The sequence below is a fragment of the Singulisphaera rosea genome, assembly GCF_054877945.1.
In genome coordinates this window covers 142,985-165,594 of sequence record NZ_JBTYIP020000023.1, presented here as the reverse complement: position 1 = coordinate 165,594, position 22,610 = coordinate 142,985, and the positions used below count along the sequence as shown (strand labels likewise).

Here is a 22,610-nt window from a genome sequence, read left to right as displayed (position 1 = left end):
ACGACGGAACTGAGTCCGCTGCAGCGCAGGCTCCTGAGCCTGTTGCGAATGACGGCGGCTTATAACCGCTGACGTGGCGACCGCCGGAAATTCGGAGAAATTGAATGCCGGATGTGCGGAACGTAGGTTGCCATCCTCGCGATGGTGGCCTTTTCAACGATTGGTTCGGGCGGCTTCAAGCGCATGGTGACGCTGACCGGTGTATATGCGGTGTGCAGGCCTGGTGGTTATGAAGCTGTCTGTTTCCTTGATGCCGACAGTAAGCAAGGTGGCCTTTCTTGCCTGCCGTTGGCTTCGGTGGGCGGGGAGTGCAGGCGGTGATCGCAATCGACCTACTCATTTTCCTAGGGGTAGTGTCCCTGCTTTGGATCGTGGTGAGGGCTACGAAATGGTGGTATAAGTGATCTTGTTTACAATTCTCATTTTGGCGGTTCTCGAAGTCTCACTGTCCTTCGACAACGCGGTGGTCAACGCCTCGGTCTTGAAAGACATGCCCGCCGTCTGGCAGCGTCGCTTCCTCACCTGGGGCCTGCTGATCGCCGTCTTTGGCATGCGGCTCGTCTTACCGGTCGTCATCGTCTCCCTCTCGGGGGGCGGGGGTATCGCCGACGTGGCTATTCTCGCCTTCACCGATGCGGCGGAATATGGCCAACGGCTTGGCGCGGCTCACACTGCCATCTCTTCCTTCGGCGGGATGTTCCTGCTGATGGTCTTTCTTCAGTTCGTATGTGACGAGGCAAAGGACGTTCATTGGCTCGGCTGGGTCGAGCGTCGGCTTGCCCAACTCGGGCGTATGGAGGCTGTCGAGGTGGTCCTCGCCATCGTTCTGCTGCTATCGCTTCCCGGCACATCGATCCCCGCCGGCCTTCTCGGCCTGATCACCTACATCGCCATCAGGGGAACCCTCGGGCTTTGCGGAGAGGGTGGCGATCCGGCTGCCTGCGCGATGGGCAAGCAGGGGATCGTCGGATTTCTCTATCTCGAGATCCTAGACGCCAGCTTTTCCCTCGATGGGGTGGTCGCGGCCTTCGCGATCACGAGCGACCTTCTCACCATCATGATCGGGCTGGGCATTGGCTCCTTGGTAATCCGGTCGTTGACCGTCCGCCTGGTCCGTCACGGGACACTCGCCCAATTCATTTACCTCGAACACGGAGCCCACTGGGGAATCGGCACCCTCGCCGTCCTCATGCTCGGGAGCACGACCTGGCACGTTCCAGAAGTCGTCACAGGGTTGGTAGGGGCGGCCTGCATCTTCGCCTCGCTGGCCTCGTCCATCGCGTTCACGCGGAGGCGAGCATGCTGACCAAGGAGGAGTTCAGGGAGATTTGCGAGGCGGTCGGCGGTAAGAAGACCGTGGCCAAGTTTCTCCCAGTCACGGTTCGCGCCGTGGAGCACTGGCTGGCCGGGACCAGGCGGATTCAGCCGCCCGAGGAGGCCCGAATCCGAGAGCTCCAGCGTCAGACGTTGGAGGCGACCAAGTGAGAACCTTGCCCGCCCGCCAAACTCCGACCTTGAAATTACCCGAATGGCTGCCGCATGATGCACAGCGGCCCTGAACTACTACGCCTGCTCAAGCGGCACGGCTTCGAGGTCGTCTCCGTGCGCGGCAGCCATTACAAGCTCCGGCATCCTGACGGCCGGGAGGTCATCCTGCCCTACTGCCAGCGCCGGTATCCGAAGGCCACGTACTTCTGCATCCTCAAGGACGCGGGGCTTCGTCCGGCTGATCTGCGAATCCGCGAGAGGGTGGGAATGGCCTGACCAGCTCGAACGGGGTTCGGGCTGAGAGCCACTGCTTGCCCTTGGCGCATCTCCGGCCTGCGGGATACGATACAACTATACAGTATTCTTTCCCAGTCCAGGTGCCGCCGTGGAGATCATCGCCCTGTTCGTCGATTGCCAGAGTTGCCGAGGCCAGGGGCTTGTCCCCGGTTTCGAGCTCCCCGACCGTTGCCCGGCCTGCCTGGGCCAGGGGTTCGTGCTCACGCCCGAGGGACAGACGATTCTGGAGCTGTGGAAGCTGGCCGAGGGGGATGAGGGGAGGGCGAATTAGAGGGAACTTAGTCAATCCCACCGACGCTCACGGTCAAAGCCGGCGGTGCCAGACAGTTAGGTCGCGTCGCTTCGACTCCTCTGAATCAATGCGAGCGGGAACGCCTAGCGCGTGCCAAGCGCGAACTCCGAGTGCGTATGGCCACGTTCGTGCGGGCCGACAAGACCCTGGCTGCAATTCGCGGCAGAGGACGGTATAGTGGGTAATACGGGAGTTCGTCGCAACCTGCCTCGTGCGGGGCGACCTGACTGAGACATCGGGGGATCTGCCGAAGATCGCTTGCAAGGGCAAGCCCAGCCCGACCAAGCCATCTATCGTTTGAGACGGACAGGTCGCTAAATCAAATGTGGAGTTGAGAATGTTGAAAGTAGCTCCTCAGCCATCCATCTCCGGGAATAGCCAATCGATTAAGCGATCAGAATACTTTTAAAAGCCCACAATATGACAAAATTCCGATACGAGGGTCTTGCGGAACTCGGCAGAGGACCGGTACTATCGCAGCCAGCTACGAAGTCCGTAGTGAGCGATGAGTCTTCGAAAATCCCGGCCTAAGGAGGAAGTCTCGATGTTCGGAATGAAAATCAGAACGGCCTTGATTCTGAGTGGGGCTTTGTTTGCATTTTCGTTTATCCCAAGCACCGCATTTTCACAAACCACGTTTACAACTACGATCACATCCCCATCGACGACTTACACACAGACTCACGCCACCATGACAATCAACGTCATGGGGAATTCCGTCCGGAATTCAGGGACCAAGCTATTTTCCTACGTGAACGTCAAAATTTCAGATGGAGTCAGCAGTTGGTATGGCACAGCAGGGGGGACGCCTGATCCGACAGATCCAACCAAATGGACCTGGACCTGCGCAGTAAATGTCACCGGCGCTCTCGATGCAAAAAAGGCATTCATTTACGTGGACACCTATGATCATTTGGATTTGCCGATCGCACCTCAGGCGACATCTTCGTACAATATCAACTACTAACCAGTTTTGTGGTTGGTCCAAAGTCGAATGCGTAGGGTAATGTGTACGCCCTATTAATTTCGATGGATCAGTTGCTTTTGGGGCCTCACGTCCCGGTCGGTATTTTCGATCGGGACTTCCCTTGTGGACTTAGAGCATGCCATTAAAATCGTTGGTTCTTCTCTGCCTACTTTCAGGATGTGGTAAACCGGAATGGCCTAAAGATACTTCAGCTCCTCCATTTGTGCTCAACGACCTTTTTTTTGGCGATCTACCGCAGAAACCTTCCTGTATAATCCTGGCTCCGTCTCATTCGCTAAAGATCGGCCCGAGAGGAAAAGTGGACTGTCGATTTAAACTGGAGGTTCCGGATCGCAAATTGCTCCCCACAGCCATATTGGTCTCTTTGAGCAGTGACAAAAATAGAATGAGCGGTAATGAAGTGGTAGGCGTACCTTCGGCGATCGATGGTCAATCGTATGTATTTCAAGCCACCTTGAGAGCAGGAAAGGCAAATGGCAAATTTGCACTAACAATTAAATTGATCTATTCTCGAGGTCGGAAGGATCCGAAATCCGGTCAAATCATGAGCATAGGCGGTAGGATTGATGAGATTCGCGGTCCTCAAATCACTGTGGAGTCTTTGAAGTGAAGATCCGAACACAACGATCAAGTTTGGCGGGGTTTACTCTCGTCGAATTGCTGACTGTGGTATTAGTAATCGCGATAGTGACCGCGCTACTCATACCAGCGGTTCAATCAGCACGTGAGGCGGCTCGACGAGCGAATTGTCAGCACAATTTGCGCCAGATTGGTTTGGGTTTGTCCCAATATGTGACATCTTTCGGTGTGTACCCTGAGGGCTCAAACGGATTGAATTACTCACTCATTTCGATGATTTTGCCGTTCATGGAAGAACGGCCATTATTCAATTCAATCAACTTTTCGTACCCATCAAGCTCTGCGCAGTCAGAAACGGCAAAAGCATCACATATCAGTTCTTTAATTTGCCCGTCCGAACCTCCCCGTGGCGAAGGACCAGGGCGCACAAACTATTCAGGAAATGGCGGTTATGATCTACCGAATCGAGGATTTAATGGATTGTTCGCGCATCCCTCAATCAAGCACTACGTGGTTGGGAATGCAGCGATCCTTGACGGTACCAGCACAACCTGTGCAATGAGCGAGTTGGTTCTGGGAGAAAATGAGCAATTGGTTCTGAACGGGGTCGTCTTCAAAACCGAGTACTTGTCTGATCCGGAGGAGTTCGATCTCTTTTTAAATGAATGCCGTGATGCCGTCCCTCCTAATGCTGAGTTTTCTAGTTGGACTAAACCTGGGATTTGGATCATGGCTGGATTTAGATATTCACTTATGAATCACAATATCGCCATTAATGGTCACAGCTGCTTGAACGGAACTTCTGTCGATCTCGGGGCTTGGACCGCCGGCAGCAGGCATCCCTCCGGCGCGAACACCTTGTTCGCCGATGGCCATTGCTCGTTCGTTAGAGACTCCATGAATGTTGAGATCTGGCACGATCTCAGTACTCGTAATGGTGGGGAAGTCATCTCTGATCAGCAGTTTTAGCAAACTTCAAAGCTCTGTTCTCGATCGAGAGGCACCCTAGCATGGAACGACCAGCCTTCACACTCCTTCAAGCATGTGGCTTTCTTGCTCTTTTTGCTTTCACGTTCATCGCGTTAAACCATCCGAGCGAGAACGCAATTTTGATCTTATTGTATGTGGACTTAACCTTTCTCGTATTTGGGACTTTCAGAGCGCGTTATGCTTCCCAGCAGGCAGCCGATTGGTGGTTCGGATTTGCGGCGTTCGGCTGGGGCCATCTCATTCTGACATCGCTGAACTTCCCCTCAGGTCTTGCCAATGGAGGGCTTGAGTATGCGCATATGGATGTCAAGCTATGGGACTTGAGCGGTTCCTTCGGCATGTGGTTAAATCACACGTTTCCCCGACCGGATCGCAATGATGTCGCTTATGCTCGTGTCGCGTCCCTCTTGTTTAACATGTTTGTCGCATTTCTTGGGGGCAACATCTCTTCCGCTATCGCATTCCGCATGAATCGAACCCGAGCGTCATCCTCCGTTTCAGAAGAGATCTCCCAGACGGAATCATCAGGTTGTTAAGGATCCGCCGCAAAATTAGTTGACCAATATTCTGGCGCGATTCTTTCGTTGGAATAGGGGCGGCGCCAGAAGTCAGATACCCGGTTTGTCTTGGCGTTTTTCCTGAAACGGTTCGACGGGGAGTGATCACGCACGAGTTGGTCAATCGACCAGGAGGCGAGAAACCATGAAGACCAAACAGCGACCGACGAAGAATCCGCTGTCATATTTCATTACCCGATCGTCCGAGGTCTTCTCAGACAGTTTCAGGCGTGGTGAGGCGTAAGCCTTGGAGCAAAGTGCATTTGGAAGGTGCCCAGCGTGGGGTACGAGATTTGGACTGTTCCCGCCTGTCCTCGAAATGGTCCTTCGAGGAAGATGTAATGGTAAGGCCCCGCGGCGGGATAATGCGCCCAATAACCGCGTTTCAACGCCTTGACCTCGAACTCAGCAAGCCTGGTTCCGTGTTCGTTCGTGATAACGAAGAACCCCGTCGGGTATTCCGTACCGTTACCGAACGAGCCGCGGAGGTGCCCAAAGATGTTCCCGGTGACTCCTTGGTGAAAGACCAACGAGTCCGCTGGGGGGCTGATCGATCCCCGGCCGCCGAAATCGAAGTCGAACGAGAATCCGCGCACACTCTTTGAACCGGAGAATGAGCCGTCGAGTATGCCTGCGGCCGCCGCCGCCTTCACCGAATGTCCGGGGACGATGAGCGCCGTCGCAAGGAGCTGTCGTCCCTCGAGGGTCTCGACCACAGGTCGGATGCACTTGAGTCGCCGGGCGTGCATGCTCATCGTTTCCTTCGCGCCATCGGTGACCCGATGCCGACGTGAATGTTCAATCGTTTTATCACAGGACAGGGGACGTTCACCAGAGAAGGAAGACGCCACTCAGGCCAGATGCAGGCGGGGCTTCCATCTCGGGGTGCTTCGGATGAATCACGACGAGCTGGTCGTGGCGGTCCTCCTTGATCCGATAGAAGAACGGGGATCCCCACCTTTCTTCCCAAGCGGGTTCGTGGTGGAGCAAGTAAGGGGCGAGTCTTGTGGTCGCGCTGACGTCCCGAGTTGCAGCATGGTATGTCAATTCGAGTGTCGGAATGGAGCCGGGCACTTTGACTTCGGAACTGACGACCATTTCACCGTGCGGCTTGATTGTCCCGGCCCGTTGCTTGTACCATCCATTCGGTCCATAGAAATCGATGTGAAATCTGATGACATGATCCGTCATGTTGTCCATGCCGACGATCGCCCATAGGTGGCGTAGTGGGGGCAGCGGCTCCGAACTTCGCACGACTACCGTGGTCAATGCATGGTGCGAACCCGCCACCGTGGTCAGCACGCGTTCCTCGATCGATTCGAGCTGGGGGGTAGCTCTGCGCTTCATGGCGGCTTGCCTCGGTGCAACGGCGCACTTAGGGGGGATACGACCGTTCACGTCGCCGGTTCCTTTCGGACGTCGGCGCATTCGTCAAGTCTGGAATGCTCCGGGTGCGATGTCAAGTGGGCACGACCGGACTGACGATCGGGTGATCGAAGAGTTTGCTCTTCCAGCACCGCTGAACAAACTGAATGGGAAAATTTGGTGGGCGGTAGGGTAAGTGACGCGACTGACCATTTCGGGGACCGAGATCAGAATTTGTCGAAAGCGACGCGTTGGATTCGAACCAACGACCTCCCCCTTTTCGGGAAGCTCCTCGGAGCTGCCTGAGAGGGGGGTGCTCTAGCCAACTGAGCTAGCGTCGCATTTTAGACATTATGCGTCAGGGCATTGGCTAGTCAACAGTGCAATTCTGTTCAGATTACTCCATGAGAAGTTAAAAGTGTTTGAAGAGCCATTTCATTTGTAGGTACTGGTACGCCTGCTGACCTTGCCAAAGACTTAATTGCGGCGAATCGCTTGCCGCTCCCAACCGGGGGGAATTTCTTCCGAGGGTCAACACATCGCCGGATCTGGGAGACCATGTAATTCTCGCTCCCGGTTGTGACTGACAAGGCAGCATCCAGCGTAACAATTAGACGATGTACAATACTGCTGAGAGCAACGACATCAGGCAGTGACAACGCAATCGGCCTGTTCAATGTTACGGCTGGCATTTGCATTGGGCCTGAGAGGCCTAAATTACTTTTATCAATTGCTCGGGCCGCGTTGTACGCATCTACTGCCGTCTGAGTTCCTAGACCGCCGGAGTGGATCAGCGAGTTTCGGCATTCTTTAAAGTACCGGTAGGCGCGCAGAAGCTCCTCCATCATTAGCCATGAGTTTTTGCGATGAGTTCGCAGCAAAGGGAAGGCCTCGCTCACCATGTAATTAGAGCGATCGGCTGTCACGCGTGCAAGTTGAGATCGGAATCCTGTTGTATGTCCGGCAGGATTCAATTCTGTCGGAAACTGCATGCCTTTCACGGCTTTTCGGATCAGTGACTCCGTTGCTCCCGCAGGCATGGCTATCACTATGGTCGCCTCAAGCCACCCTTCGAACATGCTACACAAATCGAATAGCAGGATTTTGGAGGCGTTTTCTTGGAAGTCAGCCCATGACCACTTAATGCAAGTTGTTCTGAGGTCCGCGCTACTGACTCCCGTGTCCTTTACGAAACGAGCAGCGAGTTCTGCATCCGTTCGTTCTCCCGTCAGTGCTACAAAATCTAATACATTCTCGCGCAGATGCCACATTCCAACCGTGTTGGCCCACACGAAATTGCATAATTCACCCAGTCGGTCAGTGGCGCTATGCGTGCTCTCGAATAGCTCTTTTGAATTAACCCGCCGAAAAACACTCTTGCTCGTTGCGTACTTGTATTTCCTGGCAAGTAGGATTCGCGCCGCTGCCCTGCAGAAATCCTCATGTGCTTCCTCTGGATCATACGGTGGTAGTTCTCCGCCACCCCGGCGTAGAGCAAAAAAGTACGACTCGCGCTGGGCCTCAGCGATCTCGTCCTGGCTCAGGAAATCTTCTGCCTCATTATGTTCAATGGGCATTTGACCGAATCCTCAAATTGCTTTTGAACAAGCTATCCGTGTTTCTTGAGAATGATGACGTGAATGGCGAGTACGACCATTGGAATCCATAACTTGGCGACAACACAAACGAGTATCCATCATACCGGATCTAATCTCGGTTGACCGAGGCAATCGGGCCTGCCTGCAATTCTGGATCGTCAAGCTTCTCCCCTTGTCAAAACCCATTCAGGACAGGCGAGGTGCTGCCGGCGAACGCAACATCGCCTTCATAGCGGGCCACGATGTCGCGGGTCCCGGGCGGAAGCGTTGTGGTGAGCGAGGCGGTAACCCCGGAAGGAGGCGTCGGAACAAAGTTTCCGATGCCAACCTGCGGCGTGTTGAGAACCGCCGTGCCAAGTACGGTCGTCCCACTCATAAAGGTCACGAGGCCCCTGATCGGCCCTAGGGATATGGCGTTCGACGGCTTGACTGTTGCCGTGAGCGTCACAGCCGTCGGGCCCTGAGTGACCGTCAGCGTCGTCGTTGTGCCGGTGACGGAGGGCGATCCTACGGCGTTAAAGAACTCGTCCGTCGAGAAGAGGGCGATCTGCATCCCCAGGGTATTGACCGGCCTTCCTGGCGGTTTGATGGCTTTTGCCAGCTCAGCCGAGGTTGCCGGACGGCCAAGATAGGATTCGTAAAGGAACTGGGTCGTCGCGATCTTGGCCGACTGGAAAGAGAACGCCTGGTAGGCCACCCTGGTCAGGGGTACGCCGTGGGCGATCTCGCTTGCCAGCTTCGCCCGTTGAGACGAGGTAAACGGCACTCCGGTCGTTGATGATTCAAGCACCTTGAGGTAGCCGTCGACCGTGTTGCCGGACCAAGTCTGGTAAAAGAGGTGGGAGCCCACAATGGCCGCCTGGATGCTTCCACCTAAGCGGCGAGCAGACTTCAGCGTTTGGAGAACCTCTTTGGGCGTGGCGGCGCGTTCCATGTAGATCGCAAATTCATCCTGGACCATGTGTTGCTGGCCGGACGGGGAGTACATGAGATTGACGACCATGGGCTTACGGTTATGCGTCACACTGAGCTGCCGGTCGTAAGCTTGCATCTCTTCCGCAGAGGCGGGTGTGCCGATGAGCCCCCGATGCGCGTCGTTCATGAACCGCTCGAAAGTGTTTCCGAAGGCAACTGGCACCTGACCGGAGAGGCTCGCCGCGTTCTTGGAATCGCCTAGATATTCGGCGGTAACCGTGTTCATTCCAAAGGGCATGAGCTTTACGTCGATGCTCGCCTTCCCGTTTTCCAGCGTCGATGTTCCCAGCGGCATGCCGTTGTCGAAGAATTGGATGGAACCCGTCGGCGCCATCCCCTGAGAAACCTCCGCCGTCAGCACGAGCGTCTGTCCCATCGAGGGATTTGAGTTCGATGCCATCAATGTCGTCAACGTCGGGACGCTCGACAGTGCCAGCCGCGTCTCCAGCTCTTCGGCCTTTAAAATCGCCCCCTGAGTTTTGCCACGTTCTGAGCGCCGGCCCTTCCACAACTCAGAAAACGACATGGCGTGACCCCCGTGGGATAAGTCGAGCTGTGAGATTCGTAGGCGATCGGATCAAGTGTAGCCGAGCAGGGATTCGCCATTCTACCCCTTCGTCTCAACTTTCCAAAATGACAGCATTCGGAAATGAGTCTAGCAACGATTCGTCGAGTCAGGTTGGATTGTTCGGACCTTCCGCCTGAAGGCGAGGCTCATCGGCCCGCCCTCGTCACCTTCCTCGGAATCGCTTATCCGTCCTACAGCCTCTTTCCCGTCTCGTCGACCTGGTACACGGCGATCTCGGTAATCACCGGCTCGCCTTTCGGGACACGATCCGGGAAATCTCGGCCGGGCATGACCTGCTGAATCATCCGGGCCGCGTGCCTCGTGCAGGCGTCGTATACCTTCCAGAGATCTCGACCTTTGACCTCGACCGCCCAGTAGCCGAACGCCGAGACGAACCGCAACAGGAAGCGGCCTGGCTCGTACTCGGAATAGGCGTCCAACGAGCTGTATTGCATCGTGATCCGCTTCCCCGGCTCGCGAATGATGTGGAGGCGGACCAGCGGCTTGCCCTGGCCGATGATGCCCATCGCGGTCACGCCGTCGAATTGCGATTCGGCCGTCCCTTCGTCGTCGTCTGACAGCTTGCCGTTCGCGGGCGTTCGAGCCGACTCCGGCAGGTGCTCGTCCAGGTTGATCCAGTCTCGTTTACCGTTCATATGCAAGTTCCTTTGCTTTGGTTGGTTGCTTCGTCTCCTGATACCGCTCGAGGATGCGCTTGTAGGCTTTCTGGACCCGTTTCCAGACGTCCTTGAGCTTCGCTTTCCGCTTCGGAACCTCCACCGGAGTCATGAGTTCCGTCGCGGTCATGCGCGTGTCGGATTTCTGAATTGCGTCGCGCAAGTTCGCGGGCGAGAGGCTCGTGTAGATTTGGGCGGAGTCACGACCACGGGACACGGAGACGTAGAACTGCTCGGCGTTGATCGCGGGCCGGGATTCTCCGCCCATGGCGATCAGAACGCGGTCGACGGTCTTGCCCTGGGAAGCGTGCGAGGTAGAGACGTAGGCGTGATCTATATGGAGGGCTTTCGATCCGTCGAGGACCCAGCCGTTGGAAAGCTCAATATCGTAGCTTGGAATCGCGGTTTCATCGGAGCTTCGACTATCCGGCTCTTTGAAGCCTTTAACGGTATACACCGCTCCGGTGTCGAGCCGGTGGCCGTCCTTGGACTTTCCTCCGGCGGTGATGCGGATCTGGTCTCCGGTTGAGAGGGCGATCTCGGCGGGTTGGAAAACAGAGAGATGATTTCCTTGCAGTTTTGATCCGTCAGACAGGAGCTGATTAGCCGCAACGCGGTCGCCCGATCGATGGCGGCCCGAGTTTCGGACGAACTGGATGATCTCGGACCCGTCGTAACGGTCACGGTCACCTTTCTCAGCCTCCGTCCAAGCCAGCGGCTTAAGCTGGTCAAAAACGACCTCTTCGGCCCCCAGCCGCATGACCGGCTGCTTCTCCTTGTCCTTGACGATCTTCCCATCCTTCCCCCTGACCGGTGTCTCCTTAAGCCGCTTCCTGATCTCGGCAGTGATCTCATCCCCCTCCGCGTGGGTCGGGGCCACGACCAGGACGGACTTACCACGGTTGATCGAAGACAGGTAGTCGTCGACCAGCGGCTTGTTGTGATCGAAGGCCTGGTGGACCCAACCCATCGACGCGAGCTTATCATACCCGGCGAGGATGTCACCCTTCTGGATGGAGGCGACGACCTTCTTGTAATCGCCCTTCTGGCGTTTGATGTCGGTGAGCTCGGCCACGGGGAGGCCGGCGAACTCCTCGAGGACGCGGAGGGTGGCCCCTCGCTCGATCGCTCCATGTTGCTTCTTGTCGCCTTGGAGGACGACGCGGGCATCCAAGCTCTCAGCGATCTGGAAGAGGTGGTCGAGCTGCCGCATGGAGACCTGACCGGCTTCGTCGACCCAGATGACGCCGTTTCGGGCGTTCTCCTGGAATTTCTCGTCCATGAGGAACTTGGCCAGCGTGTCGGCTTGCTTGAAGCCCTCCTTGCGGAGCACGCCACGGGAGGCGTCGGAGGACGGGGCCAGGACGACGGTGGGGAGGTCGATGCCGTCGATGGCGGCTTTCATCATGTGCGTCTTGCCGGTCCCTGCGCCACCGCGTATCAGTATGACCCTGTCGGGGGATTCCCAGACGTGCTTAACTGCCGCTTGCTGTTGCTCGGACAGTGTGCCAAGGTCGATGTTGGCTGCGGCGGCGTGGATGGACACGCGGATGGAATCGCCGTCAGGGGTGCGAGACGGAAGCAAGAACCCCGGAGAGTCGGTATCAAGCCCGGCCCGCAGCCCCTGGCACGTCCCCCTGCCTTCGCTGGCCCATGCCACCACCCTGCCCTCCTGGGCCAGGACATCTCTTGTCGTCGCCAGGCCGTCTTTCAGGAGCAGGCCCTGCTTGAACGCCTCGGGCTGGATGTCCTCCGGCATCGCACCGCCCATGGCCCGTTCCATCGCGGTGACTGCCAGATCGTGCCAGTCCACGACACTCCGCCGCTCGAACTGATGCAGGAAGGCGTATTCGACCGCCTGCGGGGCCTTCGGTTCAGTCTTGGGGTTCTTGCCCGACATGGCCTTCAGGATCGTGGCGGAGATCTGCTTGGCCTCATCCGGGGTGATGCGTGACTGCCAATACTCCCGGTAATCGGCGAGGGTCATGTCCTTCCGCTTGAACTGACGGGAGGTGGCGCCCAGCTTGTCTTTCCCCATCGGGCTCAAGACACCCAGTTCCTCGGCAAGGGTTTCGACTTCGGCGGAGCGGCGGGAGAATTTTTTGACGACTGAATCGGGAATTCCCTTGATGTCCCAGGAGAAATACCGCTTGCCGCCTTTCTCGTCGGGCTTGTATTTAGTCTCGATCTGATAGCCCAGTTCGGCGAGCTTGCTGGATAGCCGCAGGTCGAAGCTGCGGTCGAAGAACTTCCGCTGGTCCATGATCGGCCGGAACTTTACGGCCTTCCATTCCCCTTCAACCTGGTCGTAGGTGAGATTCATCACCACATTGTGTATATGCCTATCTGGATCAGGCATGTTGTCGCTCTTGGCGGGACGGGTCTCGGGATGCTCCGTTGAGAAGCAAACCATATTCGCGGTGATGCGATCATCCTGCTCGTCGCCCTTACGGACGCGCGTTGTGATATAGCGTTCGAGGTCGGCCATCGCTTCACGGTTGGCTTCCCAGAGGGCTTGATGGATGCGGTCGTCGCCCATCTCCAGGGCCGTGGTAACACCTTTGGGGATAGAGGAGGTGATGTCCCAGGCGGGGATGCGGTTATCGACGATCTTGGCGGTGAGCTGCTCGCCCGTATGGGGATCGAGGCCTTGGATCAGGCGTTTGAATTGCTCGAAGTCGGGAGGGTTGGTGAGGCCGAGGCGTTTGGCGCCCTCGCCGGTCCATTCACGGTGGAGGTCGGAACCGTCGAGGTAGTAGCCTTGGCCGTCTGTGCGGCCGAAATATTCGATTGCAGCTTGGGCGTTAGCGATCGGATGAAATCTTTGCACCTTGTGTGCCGCCCTCATGGGATGTGGTTAAAACATCCTATGGGGGTTTATGGGAATGTCAAACGCTAGATGTGGGATGCTGGACGGCAGTATGAGAAAATCATTGACGAACGCTAACGGCGATGACAAAGTCGCCGCACTGAACACCTGCCTTTCTTCTCTCTTTCATGGGAATGAGTGGTTGGTAAACACGATGTTAACAGCATCGTGGGGATATGAGCCGCCAGCAGCCTGCCTGTTTGGCGGCTCAGTGTTTTCGGGGCGATTACGGTTCCCCTACGCTGTTCGCTGCGCTCCGTCCCTGCGTGACCCCGCTACGGTCAACCGATCGCGACCTCACTGGTGCTTGTAAAGCACGTCGACCAGCCGTCTGATGCCATCATCGAACATGAACGCCGTGTCGGGCTTCTGCCTCCAGCGCCAGACGGTGGTGTAGTTTCGGCCGGTTATCTCTGCGATCTGGTGATCGTCGAGTCCTTTTGACTCGGCTTCCTCTAGTAAAGTGCGCAGATCATACATTTATTGCATCCATGCAAAATAGTCGTTGACGGAGTGTTTTTGTTGCACTAGCTTTTGCACGCATGCAATCGCATGTCAACACGAACTTTAGAATGGAGCCCAAAATGAAGAACAGTGTAAAGATCGACGGACGGCCGTTTGACCGTATAAAGGCCAAAGTCGCAGCCAAGCAAAAGGCGACGGAGGACGCGAATCGAATCACGAAGGAGGCGCACGACGCACTCTGGGATGCGATCCACGATGAATACCCCCAACTCAGCCGGGATGCCAATCTCAACCTGGATGTCGAATACGAGGACATCGGGTTCTACGTCGTGAAAGAATCCGAGGGCAGGATCTCCTCGGGCTTCTTGAAGGCGCTGAAAGCCTCCCTGAAGGATTAAATAGCCGCGACACCTGCGATGTGGTGCGACTGCCGGGAGAGATCGGCTAACCAAGGAGGAAGACTATGTCGGGTAAAAGAAACGAGATGGATTGGGTAATGCAGCAGATGAATCAAAGGTTCGCCCAAATGAATCCGGTTTGGATCGAATATAACGAATCCGAGAAGGCTCCTCCCGGCAGCAAAGAACTCAAGGAGGCGAAAGAGACGATCAAGGAACTCTCGGAGATCCTCGAGCGGGTTCAGAAAGAACCGCTGATTCTCTATCGGATAGACCGTCTCTCGAAGGACGGCAAGCATGCCTACGTGAAGAAGGGCGATACCGACCTGCGGATAGAAGCCTGCAACGATTTGAAGCAGGGCGATGAGGTATTGCTCCATCCCAAGACGTTTCAGATTGTCGAGAGGCTGGGGAAACCCCCGCTCGAAGTCTCGCGGTTCGCTCCGGATAAGATCCCGAATGTGAAGTGGAAGGACATCGGCGGCCTGACAGAAGCGAAGGCCGACCTGATTGAGGCCATCGAGTTGCCTCACAAGAACAAGGCACTCTTCGACTTTTACGGCAAAAAGCAGATCAAGGGCGTTCTTCTGTCCGGCCCTCCGGGTTGCGGCAAAACGATGCTGGGCAAGGCGTCGGCGAACTCACTGGCTACGATCTACGGCAAAGAGAACGCCCGAACGGGTTTCCTCTACGTCAAAGGACCGGAGATCCTCAACCAGTACGTAGGACAGACGGAGCAGACCATCAGGGACATGTTCGACGACGCCCGTCGGCACAAGGAAGAGCACGGCTATCCGGCGATCATCTTCCTCGACGAGGCCGACGCGATCTTGGCCGCCCGAGGCACTAGAAACGTTGGGATTGGGAACACGATCGTACCCATGTTTCTGACCGAGATGGACGGGCTCGAAGAATCATCCGCCATCGTCATCATCGCCACGAACCGACCCGATGTCCTCGACCCTGCCATCGTGCGGGATGGTCGAATCGACAGGAAGGTCACCGTCACCAGGCCGTGCGTGAAGAGCGCGGAGGAGATAATCCGCCTCAATCTCAATCGTGTCCCGTTGCAGAAGGGTCTGAGCGTTGGCGAAACGGCTCAGGAAATCGCCTCGCTCGTCTACTCCGACCGTTTCGTCGTGAAGCGTGACACCTACCTTCGCGATATTGTGAACGGGGCCATGCTGGCCAACTGCATCAGCATCGCGGTTTCTTATGCGATCCAGCGGGACCTGGGTGCGGGGAAGACCAAGACCGGCTCTGGGATTGTGATGGACGATGTCCATGCTGCTGTCGACCGCATCCTGCGTCAGAGCCGAACCGTTGTTCACGAACTTTGAGAATAGCCATGGAACTCAAATTTAAGCCAACCGAGCAGAAAGAGGATGACACGTTTGACGCGGGGTTCAAACTGCCCGATACGAAGTCGATTCTTGAACGCCTTGAGGTGGCCGCAAAGGATGAGCTTCGTAGGGAGCACAAGGAGGAAATGGAGAAGGAGGAGAAAGCAGGGAAGAAACGCCAGAAGCGTGGGGGGTCGGTTTGCTGCTGCGAGGATCCGCACTGCCGAATCGGTCCATTCATCGAGAAGAGCTAGTGACCGAGACTTTTTTCATAGGCGACACGCACTTTTCGCACAGGAACATCCTGCGATTTGATGCCGTCAAGCCGCACCGGCCGTTCGAGAATATCGAAGAGCACGACGCCGAGCTCGTCCGTCGCTGGAACTCCGTCGTCTCGAAGGGCGACATCGTCTGGCACCTGGGGGATTTCGCGTTCAGCTCGAAGGCCATCTCAATCGCCGGAGAGCTGAAGGGCCAGAAGCGACTCGTATTGGGCAACCACGATCACTACCCGACGGCTGAATACCTGAAGTACTTCCATAAGGTCTACGGCGCGGCGACGCTCAAAGATGACATCCTGCTCACGCACATCCCGGTTCATCCCGAGCAACTTGAGCGATTCCGCTTGAACGTCCACGGTCACCTGCATACGAATCGCCTGGACGACCCGAGGTACGTGAACGTTTCCGCCGAACAGACGAACCTGACCCCGGTGCCGATGGAGTGGGTACACAAAAGAATGAGAAATGCAACACATAAGGAGGAAAAACAATGACCGAAGAAACCGTAAAGATCGATCCCGAGGCCGTCGAACCGCACGAATACTTTGCCGTTCTCAAAGAGAGCGTGAAGACCGTCGATGCCGAGGCGTTGCAGAGTCAGCTATCCATTGTGGCCGAGCATCTGATCCGGGCGAAAGCCCTGGGACAGAAGAACTTGCTCAACCAGCTCGCCTTTACCCATGACGTGATCGTACGTGAGATGAAACTGCTCGCGGGAGGAATCACCCGTTTCGTCTACCAGGACGACGTAAAGAATCTGCTCGACAAGACCAAACACATCAAGATCATCGAGCTCGAGCGTTACCCTCGGGTCATCCCCATCGAGCAAATGGACGCGATCCAGAAAGCCAAGGACTTGGCCATCTTCGACGAGTTTTGCGTCGTTTTCAGCGATTACACGGGCGAGGACTACAAGACGCCGGAGGAAAAGGCCACGATCGCTCGCAACCGCGATCCCGTCGTGTTCGGGTATTTTCGGCACAAGGTCACGGCCATCAAGCACGACCGCTTCTACTTCATTACCGACTGGGAGGACGAGTTTTGCGACCTCACATTCAGTAAGATGATCGAGAAAATGGCGGCCGTCGGCATCAAAAGGCCCGACCATGAGATTGGCACCGACGCGACGTACGTCCAGGAGTTGGTCACGATGACGCTGGAGGACATGGGCAAACGGGGCCAGGTGAACAGCCTTTCTTCAAGGCTCGACGCGGCTCAGGCAGAGATGGAATCGCACACAATGCCCGAGAAGAAAACCTTCTGGGAAAGGGCGTCCTCGTGGATTGGGGGCAAATAGATCTGACGCTCGAGGCTGTGATCGGTGGCGACTACCAACCCAACATGCTGTCCTGGGAGCAAAGGCGAGATCGTCACAGTGACCTCTACATGGAGCTGTTCCGGGGCGACAGGGAAGGCATTTTGATGATAGTGGACGACCACGATCTGGACCGAGGTCCGATCATAGACCGTGAGTTTGCCGGCTTCGCCGAAGAGAACGCAGCGAACTCGTTCATGGGCATCTTCAACCGATTCCCGGCCTGGGCAAAAACGAAGTGGGATTTCCTGAACAGGGCGATGTCGGGCGGCGATCAGTGTGACCGGTGTGGGATAACCATGAATCTATTGAACTCAGCCAGTCTCGGATGCTGCGATAAATGCGAGATCGAGATGGCCGAGGAGATCGCGGCCAGACCAGATGTGGTCTTCGCCTTTGAGTCCGGCACCCTGATAGCGGTCGCATGACCCCCGAAGCATTCATCCAAGCCGTCCTCACCCTCTACGGCGATCACTGGCAGAAGCCCCTTCAGGCCCTCCTGGCCGAGCACGGGCATGTCTACTGCCGGCAGCAGCTCTGGAACTGGAAGAAGGGACACAGACGGGTGCCGGAGCATGTGGAAGAGCTTTTGAAGGGACGGATGAAGTGATTAATGCCCTAATTGTGATGGTCCGACACCACTTCAACCTCGATCTCATCTCCATCGACGATGGCCAATGCATCCCGAAGTTTCAGGGACGCGAATATTTCTAAGCGGCTTCTCAGCGGAACAGACGCTGCTCTACGAATCAAGCCAGACTCTGTTCGATCTCCATGTCCGATTGAGCACCGATAATAGTTATAGCCACCACGTTTTTGCGGAATGCGTGATGGTGTCGGATAGTTAATCGTCTCCGGCTGCTCAAAGTAAACCTCTTTCAGAAGCAGAAGGTCTTCTACATGCCTCTCTGCGACCGTGAGGTTTAGCGTTCCTGGAAAGACATCATCCCAACCCATGATCGCCCGCATCCATTTGACCCTCTGCGGGTTTATACCCAATAGCTCCGCTTCCCCTGGTGGACCTCCACTGCTTTTTGAGCTACGAGACGAAACTATCCCGCGAAAGTTCTGCATCAAAGGCATCCCCGGATATCAGGTTTCGGCAATCGCCCTAATCTGCATTGTAGCGAGAACGTACGCAGTAGGGAGGTAGATCTTATGATCCCCTCCTTTTCGGACTTCTCCAGGATCCCCTCTCGTTCGGTTCCGCAAGTAGGATCGCTTCCGCGCGATGGCCGGTCATCTCCGGGGTTCGCTGAAGACTCAGTCGCCTGACCGCGACCACCGAAGTAACAATCGGAGAATGTTGGCTTGGGCGATTCGATTTGGGGCCACAGCTTCCCTTCGGCCAACTTAGCCGCCCTGGAGCCATTTGACATACATCCTTGCGCCCTGGAATAGCACGGCGAAGATCGCAGTTACGACCATAAGTCGTCCGATGGAGACCCGGAAACGATCTGCACGCCAGATGTAGATCAAATAGAGGAAGCCCCACACTCCGAGAGCCAAACCGATCACCTCGAACCACTGATTCGCGACTCCTTCAAACATGCCTCGCTTTGCCATTGCCGTGCACATCGCCGACGAAAGGAGCAGGCCAGAGGCGCAGAGCAACGATAGCGGTCGATTGAGAGGGATGGGCTTGGGGCTTTGGATCGTCACGGTGAATTCTCCGGTTCGGCTATTCCATTCCCCAGTTTATTGGCTCTGAATCCCCTCATCAAGCAGCGAGCATCACGATGTCGCAGACGGCCTCCCTCCGCTGTCGCTCCATCGCTTCAACGCGACCAATCATGACCTGTTAGAGTTCTATCAAAGAACGAACGGCTATCTCCCGGGGACGAACACTATCGCCCCGGACGAGTCATCAACTTCGATTCCGAAGTGATCTCCTACCGCGATCGCCGGCCCGTTAGGCTGAAAAAAGATGAACCAGGATTTCCCAGACTCATCGATGCTGGCGTCTGAATTGTCATATTTCGACAGAGTAATGCCACGTTTCAATGCGGCCTTTTTGGCAAGGTCTAATGCCTGGACTTTTGTAAGTTTAGTTTTCCCGAGAAATGGTTGCGGAGAGTGGTCCGGGGTTGGCCGGCATCCTGCGAGTAGGCACGCCAAGACGGGGAGCACCCACTTGAGTCGGTTGCGTGTCATGCCATCCCTCAAACTCGGACCAAATCGGTAGCGGGGCAGCGGATCAGCCTCCGTCCCCCAATCCTATCGGAGCGGAGAGTGGACGCCAAGAAGGGGTTGGGCGATCCGGCTGCGCCGTCGGCGTGCTCCGGGTTCCGTCGCCAAGAGGCGACCGGCTTCGCCGCCTGCGCATGCCTATCGCTTCCCCGTCCCACCACCGCCGGCACCCGCCTCACGACCGGCTAACCGCCGGTCAAATCGTGAGGGACACCCTCCCGACGTCTGCGTCAAGCACCGGCTTCCGTTGCGAAACGACTGGATGAGCGGCTAAAGCCGCAGACCTTGCCGACGTCGTTTCGTTCTCACCCGCCGCTTGACGCATCCCCTCCCGAAGATGGCCATCCATTGGTTTTATGAGCAGGCGGCTACGCCACCTCTCAAAAACCAACAACCAACTGGGAAGGAACCCACCATGAAACCCTACACCTACTACCGCAACAGCGACGGCTGCGACGACACGTTCGACATCATCGACGCCGATGGGAAGAACCTAACCTCGGTTCATTTCTGGGACGAGCCAACCGGCCTGGCGGCTCGCAAGGCGATGGCGGACGCAACGCTGATCGTCAACGCCCTCAACGCCTATCAACCGAAGGAGTGACCCCGATGAAAATCACCATGCTCGATACTCGCAGAGGCTCGGAAGATGGATTCGCGGTCAGACGGTTTCACAAAGGCACCACCTACGAGGTAGGAGAAGGTCTTGCCCGAAGCTTCATCCGGCAGGGCTGGGCCACTGCCGTTGAGCCGCCCTCGCTCTTTGACACGGTCAAGGGGATCGTCACGGCGTTCGATGCGGGGAAGTCGTGAAAGCCGTGTTTGACAGCTCATACCCGGAAGAGCAGCTCACCGCCGAGTTCTGGCGGGACGTGATGCTGGAGGCGATGGCCGAGTGGATTTTGCGGGAGATGGAGGCTGGGAGAATACCGTCGCCGGGGGTGTACGACGACTGAAGAAAAGAGTTGACCGTTACTGCTAACCGCGCTATCAGTCGTTACATGAAACGATGCCCTGCCTGCAATACACCAATCAAAGCAAAGTTAACAACCTGCAAAGAATGCGGAGAAGAGTTCTATGGAGTCAGAGAAGCGATTTACTGCTCGGTGGCCTGCAAGGTTCGAGCTTTTAGGAGACGGCGAAAAGGCCGGAGTCTACCACATCCGCTGCCTGAAGAATGACCGCGTATATATCGGCCAGACGGACGACATTTTTGTCAGATGGCGATCCCACATCAGTATGCTGTGGAGTGGCGTCCATTCTAACAAACCTTTGCAGGACGATTACAACCTCTACGGACAGAACTCATTCCTTTTCAGCTTGGTGAAGGCTTCCGAATGCCACGAAGAAAGGCAGCGATTAGAAGCCAGCCAAATCGAGAAAATGATCGACGCTGGCGTGGCGTACAACCTTCAGTTGCGATCACCAGCAAAGAAACGCAGAAAATCAGCTCCGCCCGAAGATGTTATAGCCCCCACCGAACTGAAGCCAATCGTCGCCGCCTGGGGAAGTCCAGAGAAGTTCGCCGCGATGCTCGAAGTCAGCCCGCGGAGCGTCTATTACTGGCTGGCCGGGACGAGGTGCATCAGCAAGCCAAAGAGCAGGCTGATCCGCATGTTGACGCCGCCTGCCGCATAGCAACCAACGGGCGGAGAGCCCAGCAAGGAGGAGTATGACCACGGATTCAATTATCTCGGAAGTTCGGAAGCGACTACACGCCGACAGGGATCGGCTCAAAGTTCACCACATCGCTTGGGACGGTGCCGATGTCATGGAGGTTATAAAGCCCTTTCTGCACGAACCAACGGTAGACGTGTACGCCCTGCGGCGATCACTATCCGTCATGACCGGCCTTTGCCGGATCAAGTACGGCGACCTCGATCAGGACATATACGCAGAAATTGAGAAAGCCGAGAAGCTATTGGCCGCTACGCACAGCAAGGAGGATATATGACGAACACGAAAGACGAAATCGAACCAGCCAAGCCCTTGAACCCGGAACAGGTCGCGGCATTGGAGGCCGAACTACGGGATGCCATCGCCGGACATATGCAGTCCTGCCGAGGATGGTCTGTTTCGAGTCTGGCCGCTCATCTGGCCAAGTCGATCATAAGGGCCGTTCCGACCTGGGGCCAGCAATATGAAACCTACGCGGCCATTCAGGCGAAGCAAGCCCACATCCAGGAGCAAGTCGAAGCACTGAGACTTTTGTTGAACATCCCGCCAAAGAGTGACGGCGCATGACCGCTGCTAAACCGCCCGGCCCCTATCTCGACGAGATCGATGCCCGCATCGCCGAAGCCGAGCAGTACGGCGACCAGAAGGCCGCCGACTTCGCTCGCTGGCAGCGTGGGTTCGTCCAGCGGGAATGGGCTCGGCGGGTGAGACGACAGGAGCGGAGTGAGGGGAAGGGAAGATGACCCGACTATCCTCTTGCCCCATGCACCGATCCGGCCTACCCTCCGTTCCCATGAAACTCGCTTGGTTCACCGACATCCACCTGAATTTCCTCCGCCAACCCGGCCTCAAGGCGTTCTTCTCCTCCCTGCCGGACGCCGACGCCTTCGCCATCTCGGGTGATATCGGGGAATCCCACGACGTGGCGGCCCACCTGCGGGCATTCGCGGAGCTTCGGCCTACCTACTTCGTCCTGGGGAACCACGATTTCTACGGCGGCTCTATCGCGGGCGTTCGGGCCGAGATCAGCGAGCTCTGTCGGGACGTGCGGAACCTGCACTGGATGCCGGACGCCGGTATCGTCCCCCTCAGCGAGTCGACCTGCCTGGTGGGCCATGACGGCTGGGCCGACGGACGGCTTGGCGACTATCACGGCTCGGACGTCAGGCTCAACGACTTCCGCTACATCGAGGAGTTCGGCGGGTTCAACGAAGACCCCGCCGAGCGGCTCGCCAAGCTCCACGCCCTTGGGGATGAGGCGGCGTCTCACTTCCGGGCCGTGCTGCCGGAGGCCCTTGAACGATTCCAGCACGTCATCGTGCTGACCCACGTCCCGCCGTTCCGGGAGTCCTGCTGGCACGAGGGGAAGGTCTCGGACGACAATTGGCTGCCGTTCTTCTCGTGCAAGGCCGTGGGGGACGCACTTCAGGAAGCGATGGCCACCGCTCCCGACCGGCAGATGACCGTGCTGTGCGGGCATACCCACGGGGCGGGTGAGGCCCAGATTCTGCCGAATCTCCGCGTGCTGACCGGAGGGGCGGAGTATGGGAAGCCGGGCGTGCAGCGGGTGTTGGAGGTCAAGTGACCGACATCCGCGACGAGCTCGGCCTATTCCTCCTCTGTGCCGCCTACGACTGGGCCGAGGTCGCTCGACTCGGAGGCGACCAGGCGGCGAGCATACGAGATTTACGAGCGGGA

The 22,610-nt window shown here is 56.8% G+C and carries 30 protein-coding genes and 1 tRNA gene; 22 read left to right on the top strand and 9 right to left on the bottom strand.

Annotated elements, in window-relative coordinates; genetic code table 11:
• Positions 1 to 424 precede the first annotated feature (424 nt).
• The 7 genes from ACYOEI_RS29980 to ACYOEI_RS29950 all read left to right on the top strand — a co-directional run bounded on the left by ACYOEI_RS29980 (position 425) and on the right by ACYOEI_RS29950 (position 5,170).
• Positions 425 to 1,306 carry a DUF475 domain-containing protein gene (locus ACYOEI_RS29980; protein WP_462853343.1) on the top strand — a complete coding sequence of 294 codons (882 nt, stop codon included), beginning with the start codon at positions 425 to 427 and terminating at the stop codon, positions 1,304 to 1,306.
• Positions 1,300 to 1,485: a YdaS family helix-turn-helix protein gene (locus tag ACYOEI_RS29975; RefSeq protein ID WP_462853342.1), complete on the top strand. Its 186-nt coding sequence runs from the start codon at positions 1,300 to 1,302 to the stop codon at positions 1,483 to 1,485. Before ACYOEI_RS29980 ends, ACYOEI_RS29975 begins: the two co-directional genes overlap by 7 nt.
• 54 nt (positions 1,486 to 1,539) lie before the next feature.
• Positions 1,540 to 1,764, top strand: a complete 225-nt coding sequence (locus ACYOEI_RS29970; RefSeq protein ID WP_462853341.1) for a type II toxin-antitoxin system HicA family toxin — start codon at positions 1,540 to 1,542, stop codon at positions 1,762 to 1,764.
• A gap of 109 nt (positions 1,765 to 1,873) precedes the next feature.
• On the top strand, positions 1,874 to 2,056 hold the full coding sequence (locus ACYOEI_RS29965; protein ID WP_462853340.1) for a hypothetical protein: 183 nt from the start codon (positions 1,874 to 1,876) through the stop codon (positions 2,054 to 2,056).
• A 565-nt stretch (positions 2,057 to 2,621) separates the two neighbouring features.
• Positions 2,622 to 3,044, top strand: coding sequence for a hypothetical protein (locus ACYOEI_RS29960; RefSeq protein ID WP_462853339.1), 423 nt, complete (start codon positions 2,622 to 2,624; stop codon positions 3,042 to 3,044).
• Positions 3,045 to 3,671: 627 nt separating this feature from the next.
• Positions 3,672 to 4,613, top strand: a complete 942-nt coding sequence (locus ACYOEI_RS29955; RefSeq protein ID WP_462853338.1) for a DUF1559 family PulG-like putative transporter — start codon at positions 3,672 to 3,674, stop codon at positions 4,611 to 4,613.
• Between the two features lie 41 nt (positions 4,614 to 4,654).
• Entirely contained in the window at positions 4,655 to 5,170 is a 516-nt protein-coding gene (locus ACYOEI_RS29950) for a hypothetical protein (protein ID WP_462853337.1), read from the top strand.
• Positions 5,171 to 5,415: 245 nt separating this feature from the next.
• Here ACYOEI_RS29950 and ACYOEI_RS29945 read toward each other — a convergent pair whose 3' ends face one another.
• From ACYOEI_RS29945 to ACYOEI_RS29910, 8 genes are all read right to left on the bottom strand, one after another.
• Positions 5,416 to 5,907, bottom strand: coding sequence for a hypothetical protein (locus ACYOEI_RS29945; protein ID WP_462853336.1), 492 nt, complete (start codon positions 5,905 to 5,907; stop codon positions 5,416 to 5,418).
• A gap of 112 nt (positions 5,908 to 6,019) precedes the next feature.
• Positions 6,020 to 6,589 carry a hypothetical protein gene (locus tag ACYOEI_RS29940; RefSeq protein WP_462853335.1) on the bottom strand — a complete coding sequence of 190 codons (570 nt, stop codon included), beginning with the start codon at positions 6,587 to 6,589 and terminating at the stop codon, positions 6,020 to 6,022.
• 209 nt (positions 6,590 to 6,798) lie between these two features.
• Positions 6,799 to 6,897, bottom strand: a tRNA-OTHER gene (locus ACYOEI_RS29935).
• A gap of 51 nt (positions 6,898 to 6,948) precedes the next feature.
• Positions 6,949 to 8,133, bottom strand: coding sequence for a hypothetical protein (locus ACYOEI_RS29930; protein WP_462853334.1), 1,185 nt, complete (start codon positions 8,131 to 8,133; stop codon positions 6,949 to 6,951).
• A gap of 196 nt (positions 8,134 to 8,329) precedes the next feature.
• Positions 8,330 to 9,655 carry an Ig-like domain-containing protein gene (locus ACYOEI_RS29925; RefSeq protein ID WP_462853333.1) on the bottom strand — a complete coding sequence of 442 codons (1,326 nt, stop codon included), beginning with the start codon at positions 9,653 to 9,655 and terminating at the stop codon, positions 8,330 to 8,332.
• A 233-nt stretch (positions 9,656 to 9,888) separates the two neighbouring features.
• Positions 9,889 to 10,353 (bottom strand): hypothetical protein, encoded by a 465-nt coding sequence (locus ACYOEI_RS29920; protein ID WP_462853332.1) that lies wholly within the window; start codon positions 10,351 to 10,353, stop codon positions 9,889 to 9,891.
• Positions 10,343 to 13,204, bottom strand: a complete 2,862-nt coding sequence (gene mobF, locus ACYOEI_RS29915) for a MobF family relaxase (protein WP_462853331.1) — start codon at positions 13,202 to 13,204, stop codon at positions 10,343 to 10,345. The genes ACYOEI_RS29920 and mobF overlap by 11 nt, the downstream gene beginning before the upstream one ends.
• Positions 13,205 to 13,540: 336 nt before the next feature.
• The gene (locus tag ACYOEI_RS29910) at positions 13,541 to 13,723 is read right to left on the bottom strand and encodes a hypothetical protein (protein ID WP_462853330.1); all 183 of its coding nucleotides are present in this window, start codon (positions 13,721 to 13,723) and stop codon (positions 13,541 to 13,543) included.
• Positions 13,724 to 13,827: 104 nt separating this feature from the next.
• Between ACYOEI_RS29910 and ACYOEI_RS29905 the strand changes: the two genes are divergently transcribed.
• The 7 genes from ACYOEI_RS29905 to ACYOEI_RS29875 all read left to right on the top strand — a co-directional run bounded on the left by ACYOEI_RS29905 (position 13,828) and on the right by ACYOEI_RS29875 (position 17,655).
• The gene (locus ACYOEI_RS29905) at positions 13,828 to 14,106 is read left to right on the top strand and encodes a hypothetical protein (RefSeq protein ID WP_462853329.1); all 279 of its coding nucleotides are present in this window, start codon (positions 13,828 to 13,830) and stop codon (positions 14,104 to 14,106) included.
• 65 nt (positions 14,107 to 14,171) lie between these two features.
• Positions 14,172 to 15,446, top strand: a complete 1,275-nt coding sequence (locus tag ACYOEI_RS29900; RefSeq protein ID WP_462853328.1) for an ATP-binding protein — start codon at positions 14,172 to 14,174, stop codon at positions 15,444 to 15,446.
• Positions 15,447 to 15,454: 8 nt separating this feature from the next.
• Positions 15,455 to 15,703, top strand: coding sequence for a hypothetical protein (locus ACYOEI_RS29895; RefSeq protein WP_462853327.1), 249 nt, complete (start codon positions 15,455 to 15,457; stop codon positions 15,701 to 15,703).
• A complete protein-coding gene (locus ACYOEI_RS29890) occupies positions 15,703 to 16,224 on the top strand; it encodes a hypothetical protein (protein ID WP_462853326.1) in 522 nt (173 codons plus the stop codon). Before ACYOEI_RS29895 ends, ACYOEI_RS29890 begins: the two co-directional genes overlap by 1 nt.
• On the top strand, positions 16,221 to 17,027 hold the full coding sequence (locus ACYOEI_RS29885; protein WP_462853325.1) for a hypothetical protein: 807 nt from the start codon (positions 16,221 to 16,223) through the stop codon (positions 17,025 to 17,027). The genes ACYOEI_RS29890 and ACYOEI_RS29885 overlap by 4 nt, the downstream gene beginning before the upstream one ends.
• A gap of 89 nt (positions 17,028 to 17,116) precedes the next feature.
• Positions 17,117 to 17,473 carry a hypothetical protein gene (locus ACYOEI_RS29880; RefSeq protein WP_462853324.1) on the top strand — a complete coding sequence of 119 codons (357 nt, stop codon included), beginning with the start codon at positions 17,117 to 17,119 and terminating at the stop codon, positions 17,471 to 17,473.
• Complete coding sequence (locus ACYOEI_RS29875; protein WP_462853323.1) at positions 17,470 to 17,655, top strand: hypothetical protein; 186 nt, start codon at positions 17,470 to 17,472, stop codon at positions 17,653 to 17,655. Before ACYOEI_RS29880 ends, ACYOEI_RS29875 begins: the two co-directional genes overlap by 4 nt.
• 8 nt (positions 17,656 to 17,663) lie before the next feature.
• Here the strand turns inward: ACYOEI_RS29875 and ACYOEI_RS29870 are convergent, their stop codons facing one another.
• Positions 17,664 to 18,014 carry a DUF120 domain-containing protein gene (locus ACYOEI_RS29870; RefSeq protein ID WP_462853322.1) on the bottom strand — a complete coding sequence of 117 codons (351 nt, stop codon included), beginning with the start codon at positions 18,012 to 18,014 and terminating at the stop codon, positions 17,664 to 17,666.
• A gap of 1,636 nt (positions 18,015 to 19,650) precedes the next feature.
• Between ACYOEI_RS29870 and ACYOEI_RS29865 the strand changes: the two genes are divergently transcribed.
• The 8 genes from ACYOEI_RS29865 (at position 19,651) to ACYOEI_RS29830 (ending at position 22,497) form a co-directional block, all read left to right on the top strand.
• Positions 19,651 to 19,839 carry a hypothetical protein gene (locus tag ACYOEI_RS29865; RefSeq protein ID WP_462853321.1) on the top strand — a complete coding sequence of 63 codons (189 nt, stop codon included), beginning with the start codon at positions 19,651 to 19,653 and terminating at the stop codon, positions 19,837 to 19,839.
• 5 nt (positions 19,840 to 19,844) lie between these two features.
• Positions 19,845 to 20,048 carry a hypothetical protein gene (locus ACYOEI_RS29860; protein ID WP_462853320.1) on the top strand — a complete coding sequence of 68 codons (204 nt, stop codon included), beginning with the start codon at positions 19,845 to 19,847 and terminating at the stop codon, positions 20,046 to 20,048.
• Positions 20,045 to 20,191, top strand: coding sequence for a hypothetical protein (locus ACYOEI_RS29855; RefSeq protein ID WP_462853319.1), 147 nt, complete (start codon positions 20,045 to 20,047; stop codon positions 20,189 to 20,191). The genes ACYOEI_RS29860 and ACYOEI_RS29855 overlap by 4 nt, the downstream gene beginning before the upstream one ends.
• 121 nt (positions 20,192 to 20,312) lie before the next feature.
• Positions 20,313 to 20,873: a GIY-YIG nuclease family protein gene (locus ACYOEI_RS29850; RefSeq protein WP_462853318.1), complete on the top strand. Its 561-nt coding sequence runs from the start codon at positions 20,313 to 20,315 to the stop codon at positions 20,871 to 20,873.
• Positions 20,874 to 20,907: 34 nt separating this feature from the next.
• A complete protein-coding gene (locus tag ACYOEI_RS29845; protein ID WP_462853317.1) occupies positions 20,908 to 21,189 on the top strand; it encodes a hypothetical protein in 282 nt (93 codons plus the stop codon).
• Positions 21,186 to 21,479, top strand: a complete 294-nt coding sequence (locus ACYOEI_RS29840) for a hypothetical protein (RefSeq protein WP_462853316.1) — start codon at positions 21,186 to 21,188, stop codon at positions 21,477 to 21,479. The genes ACYOEI_RS29845 and ACYOEI_RS29840 overlap by 4 nt, the downstream gene beginning before the upstream one ends.
• Entirely contained in the window at positions 21,476 to 21,655 is a 180-nt protein-coding gene (locus tag ACYOEI_RS29835) for a hypothetical protein (RefSeq protein WP_462853315.1), read from the top strand. The genes ACYOEI_RS29840 and ACYOEI_RS29835 overlap by 4 nt, the downstream gene beginning before the upstream one ends.
• A gap of 50 nt (positions 21,656 to 21,705) precedes the next feature.
• Complete coding sequence (locus ACYOEI_RS29830; protein WP_462853314.1) at positions 21,706 to 22,497, top strand: metallophosphoesterase family protein; 792 nt, start codon at positions 21,706 to 21,708, stop codon at positions 22,495 to 22,497.
• Positions 22,498 to 22,610 lie beyond the last annotated feature (113 nt).

Coding starts and splice junctions, on each gene's coding strand:
- ACYOEI_RS29975 (WP_462853342.1), top strand. CDS start 1,300: ATGCTGACCAAGGAGGAGTTCAGGGAGATTTGCGAGGCGGTCGGCGGT.
- ACYOEI_RS29970 (WP_462853341.1), top strand. CDS start 1,540: ATGATGCACAGCGGCCCTGAACTACTACGCCTGCTCAAGCGGCACGGC.
- ACYOEI_RS29960 (WP_462853339.1), top strand. CDS start 2,622: ATGTTCGGAATGAAAATCAGAACGGCCTTGATTCTGAGTGGGGCTTTG.
- ACYOEI_RS29950 (WP_462853337.1), top strand. CDS start 4,655: ATGGAACGACCAGCCTTCACACTCCTTCAAGCATGTGGCTTTCTTGCT.
- ACYOEI_RS29930 (WP_462853334.1), bottom strand. CDS start 8,133: ATGCCCATTGAACATAATGAGGCAGAAGATTTCCTGAGCCAGGACGAG.
- ACYOEI_RS29925 (WP_462853333.1), bottom strand. CDS start 9,655: ATGTCGTTTTCTGAGTTGTGGAAGGGCCGGCGCTCAGAACGTGGCAAA.
- ACYOEI_RS29920 (WP_462853332.1), bottom strand. CDS start 10,353: ATGAACGGTAAACGAGACTGGATCAACCTGGACGAGCACCTGCCGGAG.
- ACYOEI_RS29910 (WP_462853330.1), bottom strand. CDS start 13,723: ATGTATGATCTGCGCACTTTACTAGAGGAAGCCGAGTCAAAAGGACTC.
- ACYOEI_RS29905 (WP_462853329.1), top strand. CDS start 13,828: ATGAAGAACAGTGTAAAGATCGACGGACGGCCGTTTGACCGTATAAAG.
- ACYOEI_RS29900 (WP_462853328.1), top strand. CDS start 14,172: ATGTCGGGTAAAAGAAACGAGATGGATTGGGTAATGCAGCAGATGAAT.
- ACYOEI_RS29895 (WP_462853327.1), top strand. CDS start 15,455: ATGGAACTCAAATTTAAGCCAACCGAGCAGAAAGAGGATGACACGTTT.
- ACYOEI_RS29885 (WP_462853325.1), top strand. CDS start 16,221: ATGACCGAAGAAACCGTAAAGATCGATCCCGAGGCCGTCGAACCGCAC.
- ACYOEI_RS29880 (WP_462853324.1), top strand. CDS start 17,117: ATGGAGCTGTTCCGGGGCGACAGGGAAGGCATTTTGATGATAGTGGAC.
- ACYOEI_RS29875 (WP_462853323.1), top strand. CDS start 17,470: ATGACCCCCGAAGCATTCATCCAAGCCGTCCTCACCCTCTACGGCGAT.
- ACYOEI_RS29870 (WP_462853322.1), bottom strand. CDS start 18,014: ATGCGGGCGATCATGGGTTGGGATGATGTCTTTCCAGGAACGCTAAAC.
- ACYOEI_RS29865 (WP_462853321.1), top strand. CDS start 19,651: ATGAAACCCTACACCTACTACCGCAACAGCGACGGCTGCGACGACACG.
- ACYOEI_RS29860 (WP_462853320.1), top strand. CDS start 19,845: ATGAAAATCACCATGCTCGATACTCGCAGAGGCTCGGAAGATGGATTC.
- ACYOEI_RS29850 (WP_462853318.1), top strand. CDS start 20,313: ATGGAGTCAGAGAAGCGATTTACTGCTCGGTGGCCTGCAAGGTTCGAG.
- ACYOEI_RS29845 (WP_462853317.1), top strand. CDS start 20,908: ATGACCACGGATTCAATTATCTCGGAAGTTCGGAAGCGACTACACGCC.
- ACYOEI_RS29840 (WP_462853316.1), top strand. CDS start 21,186: ATGACGAACACGAAAGACGAAATCGAACCAGCCAAGCCCTTGAACCCG.
- ACYOEI_RS29835 (WP_462853315.1), top strand. CDS start 21,476: ATGACCGCTGCTAAACCGCCCGGCCCCTATCTCGACGAGATCGATGCC.
- ACYOEI_RS29830 (WP_462853314.1), top strand. CDS start 21,706: ATGAAACTCGCTTGGTTCACCGACATCCACCTGAATTTCCTCCGCCAA.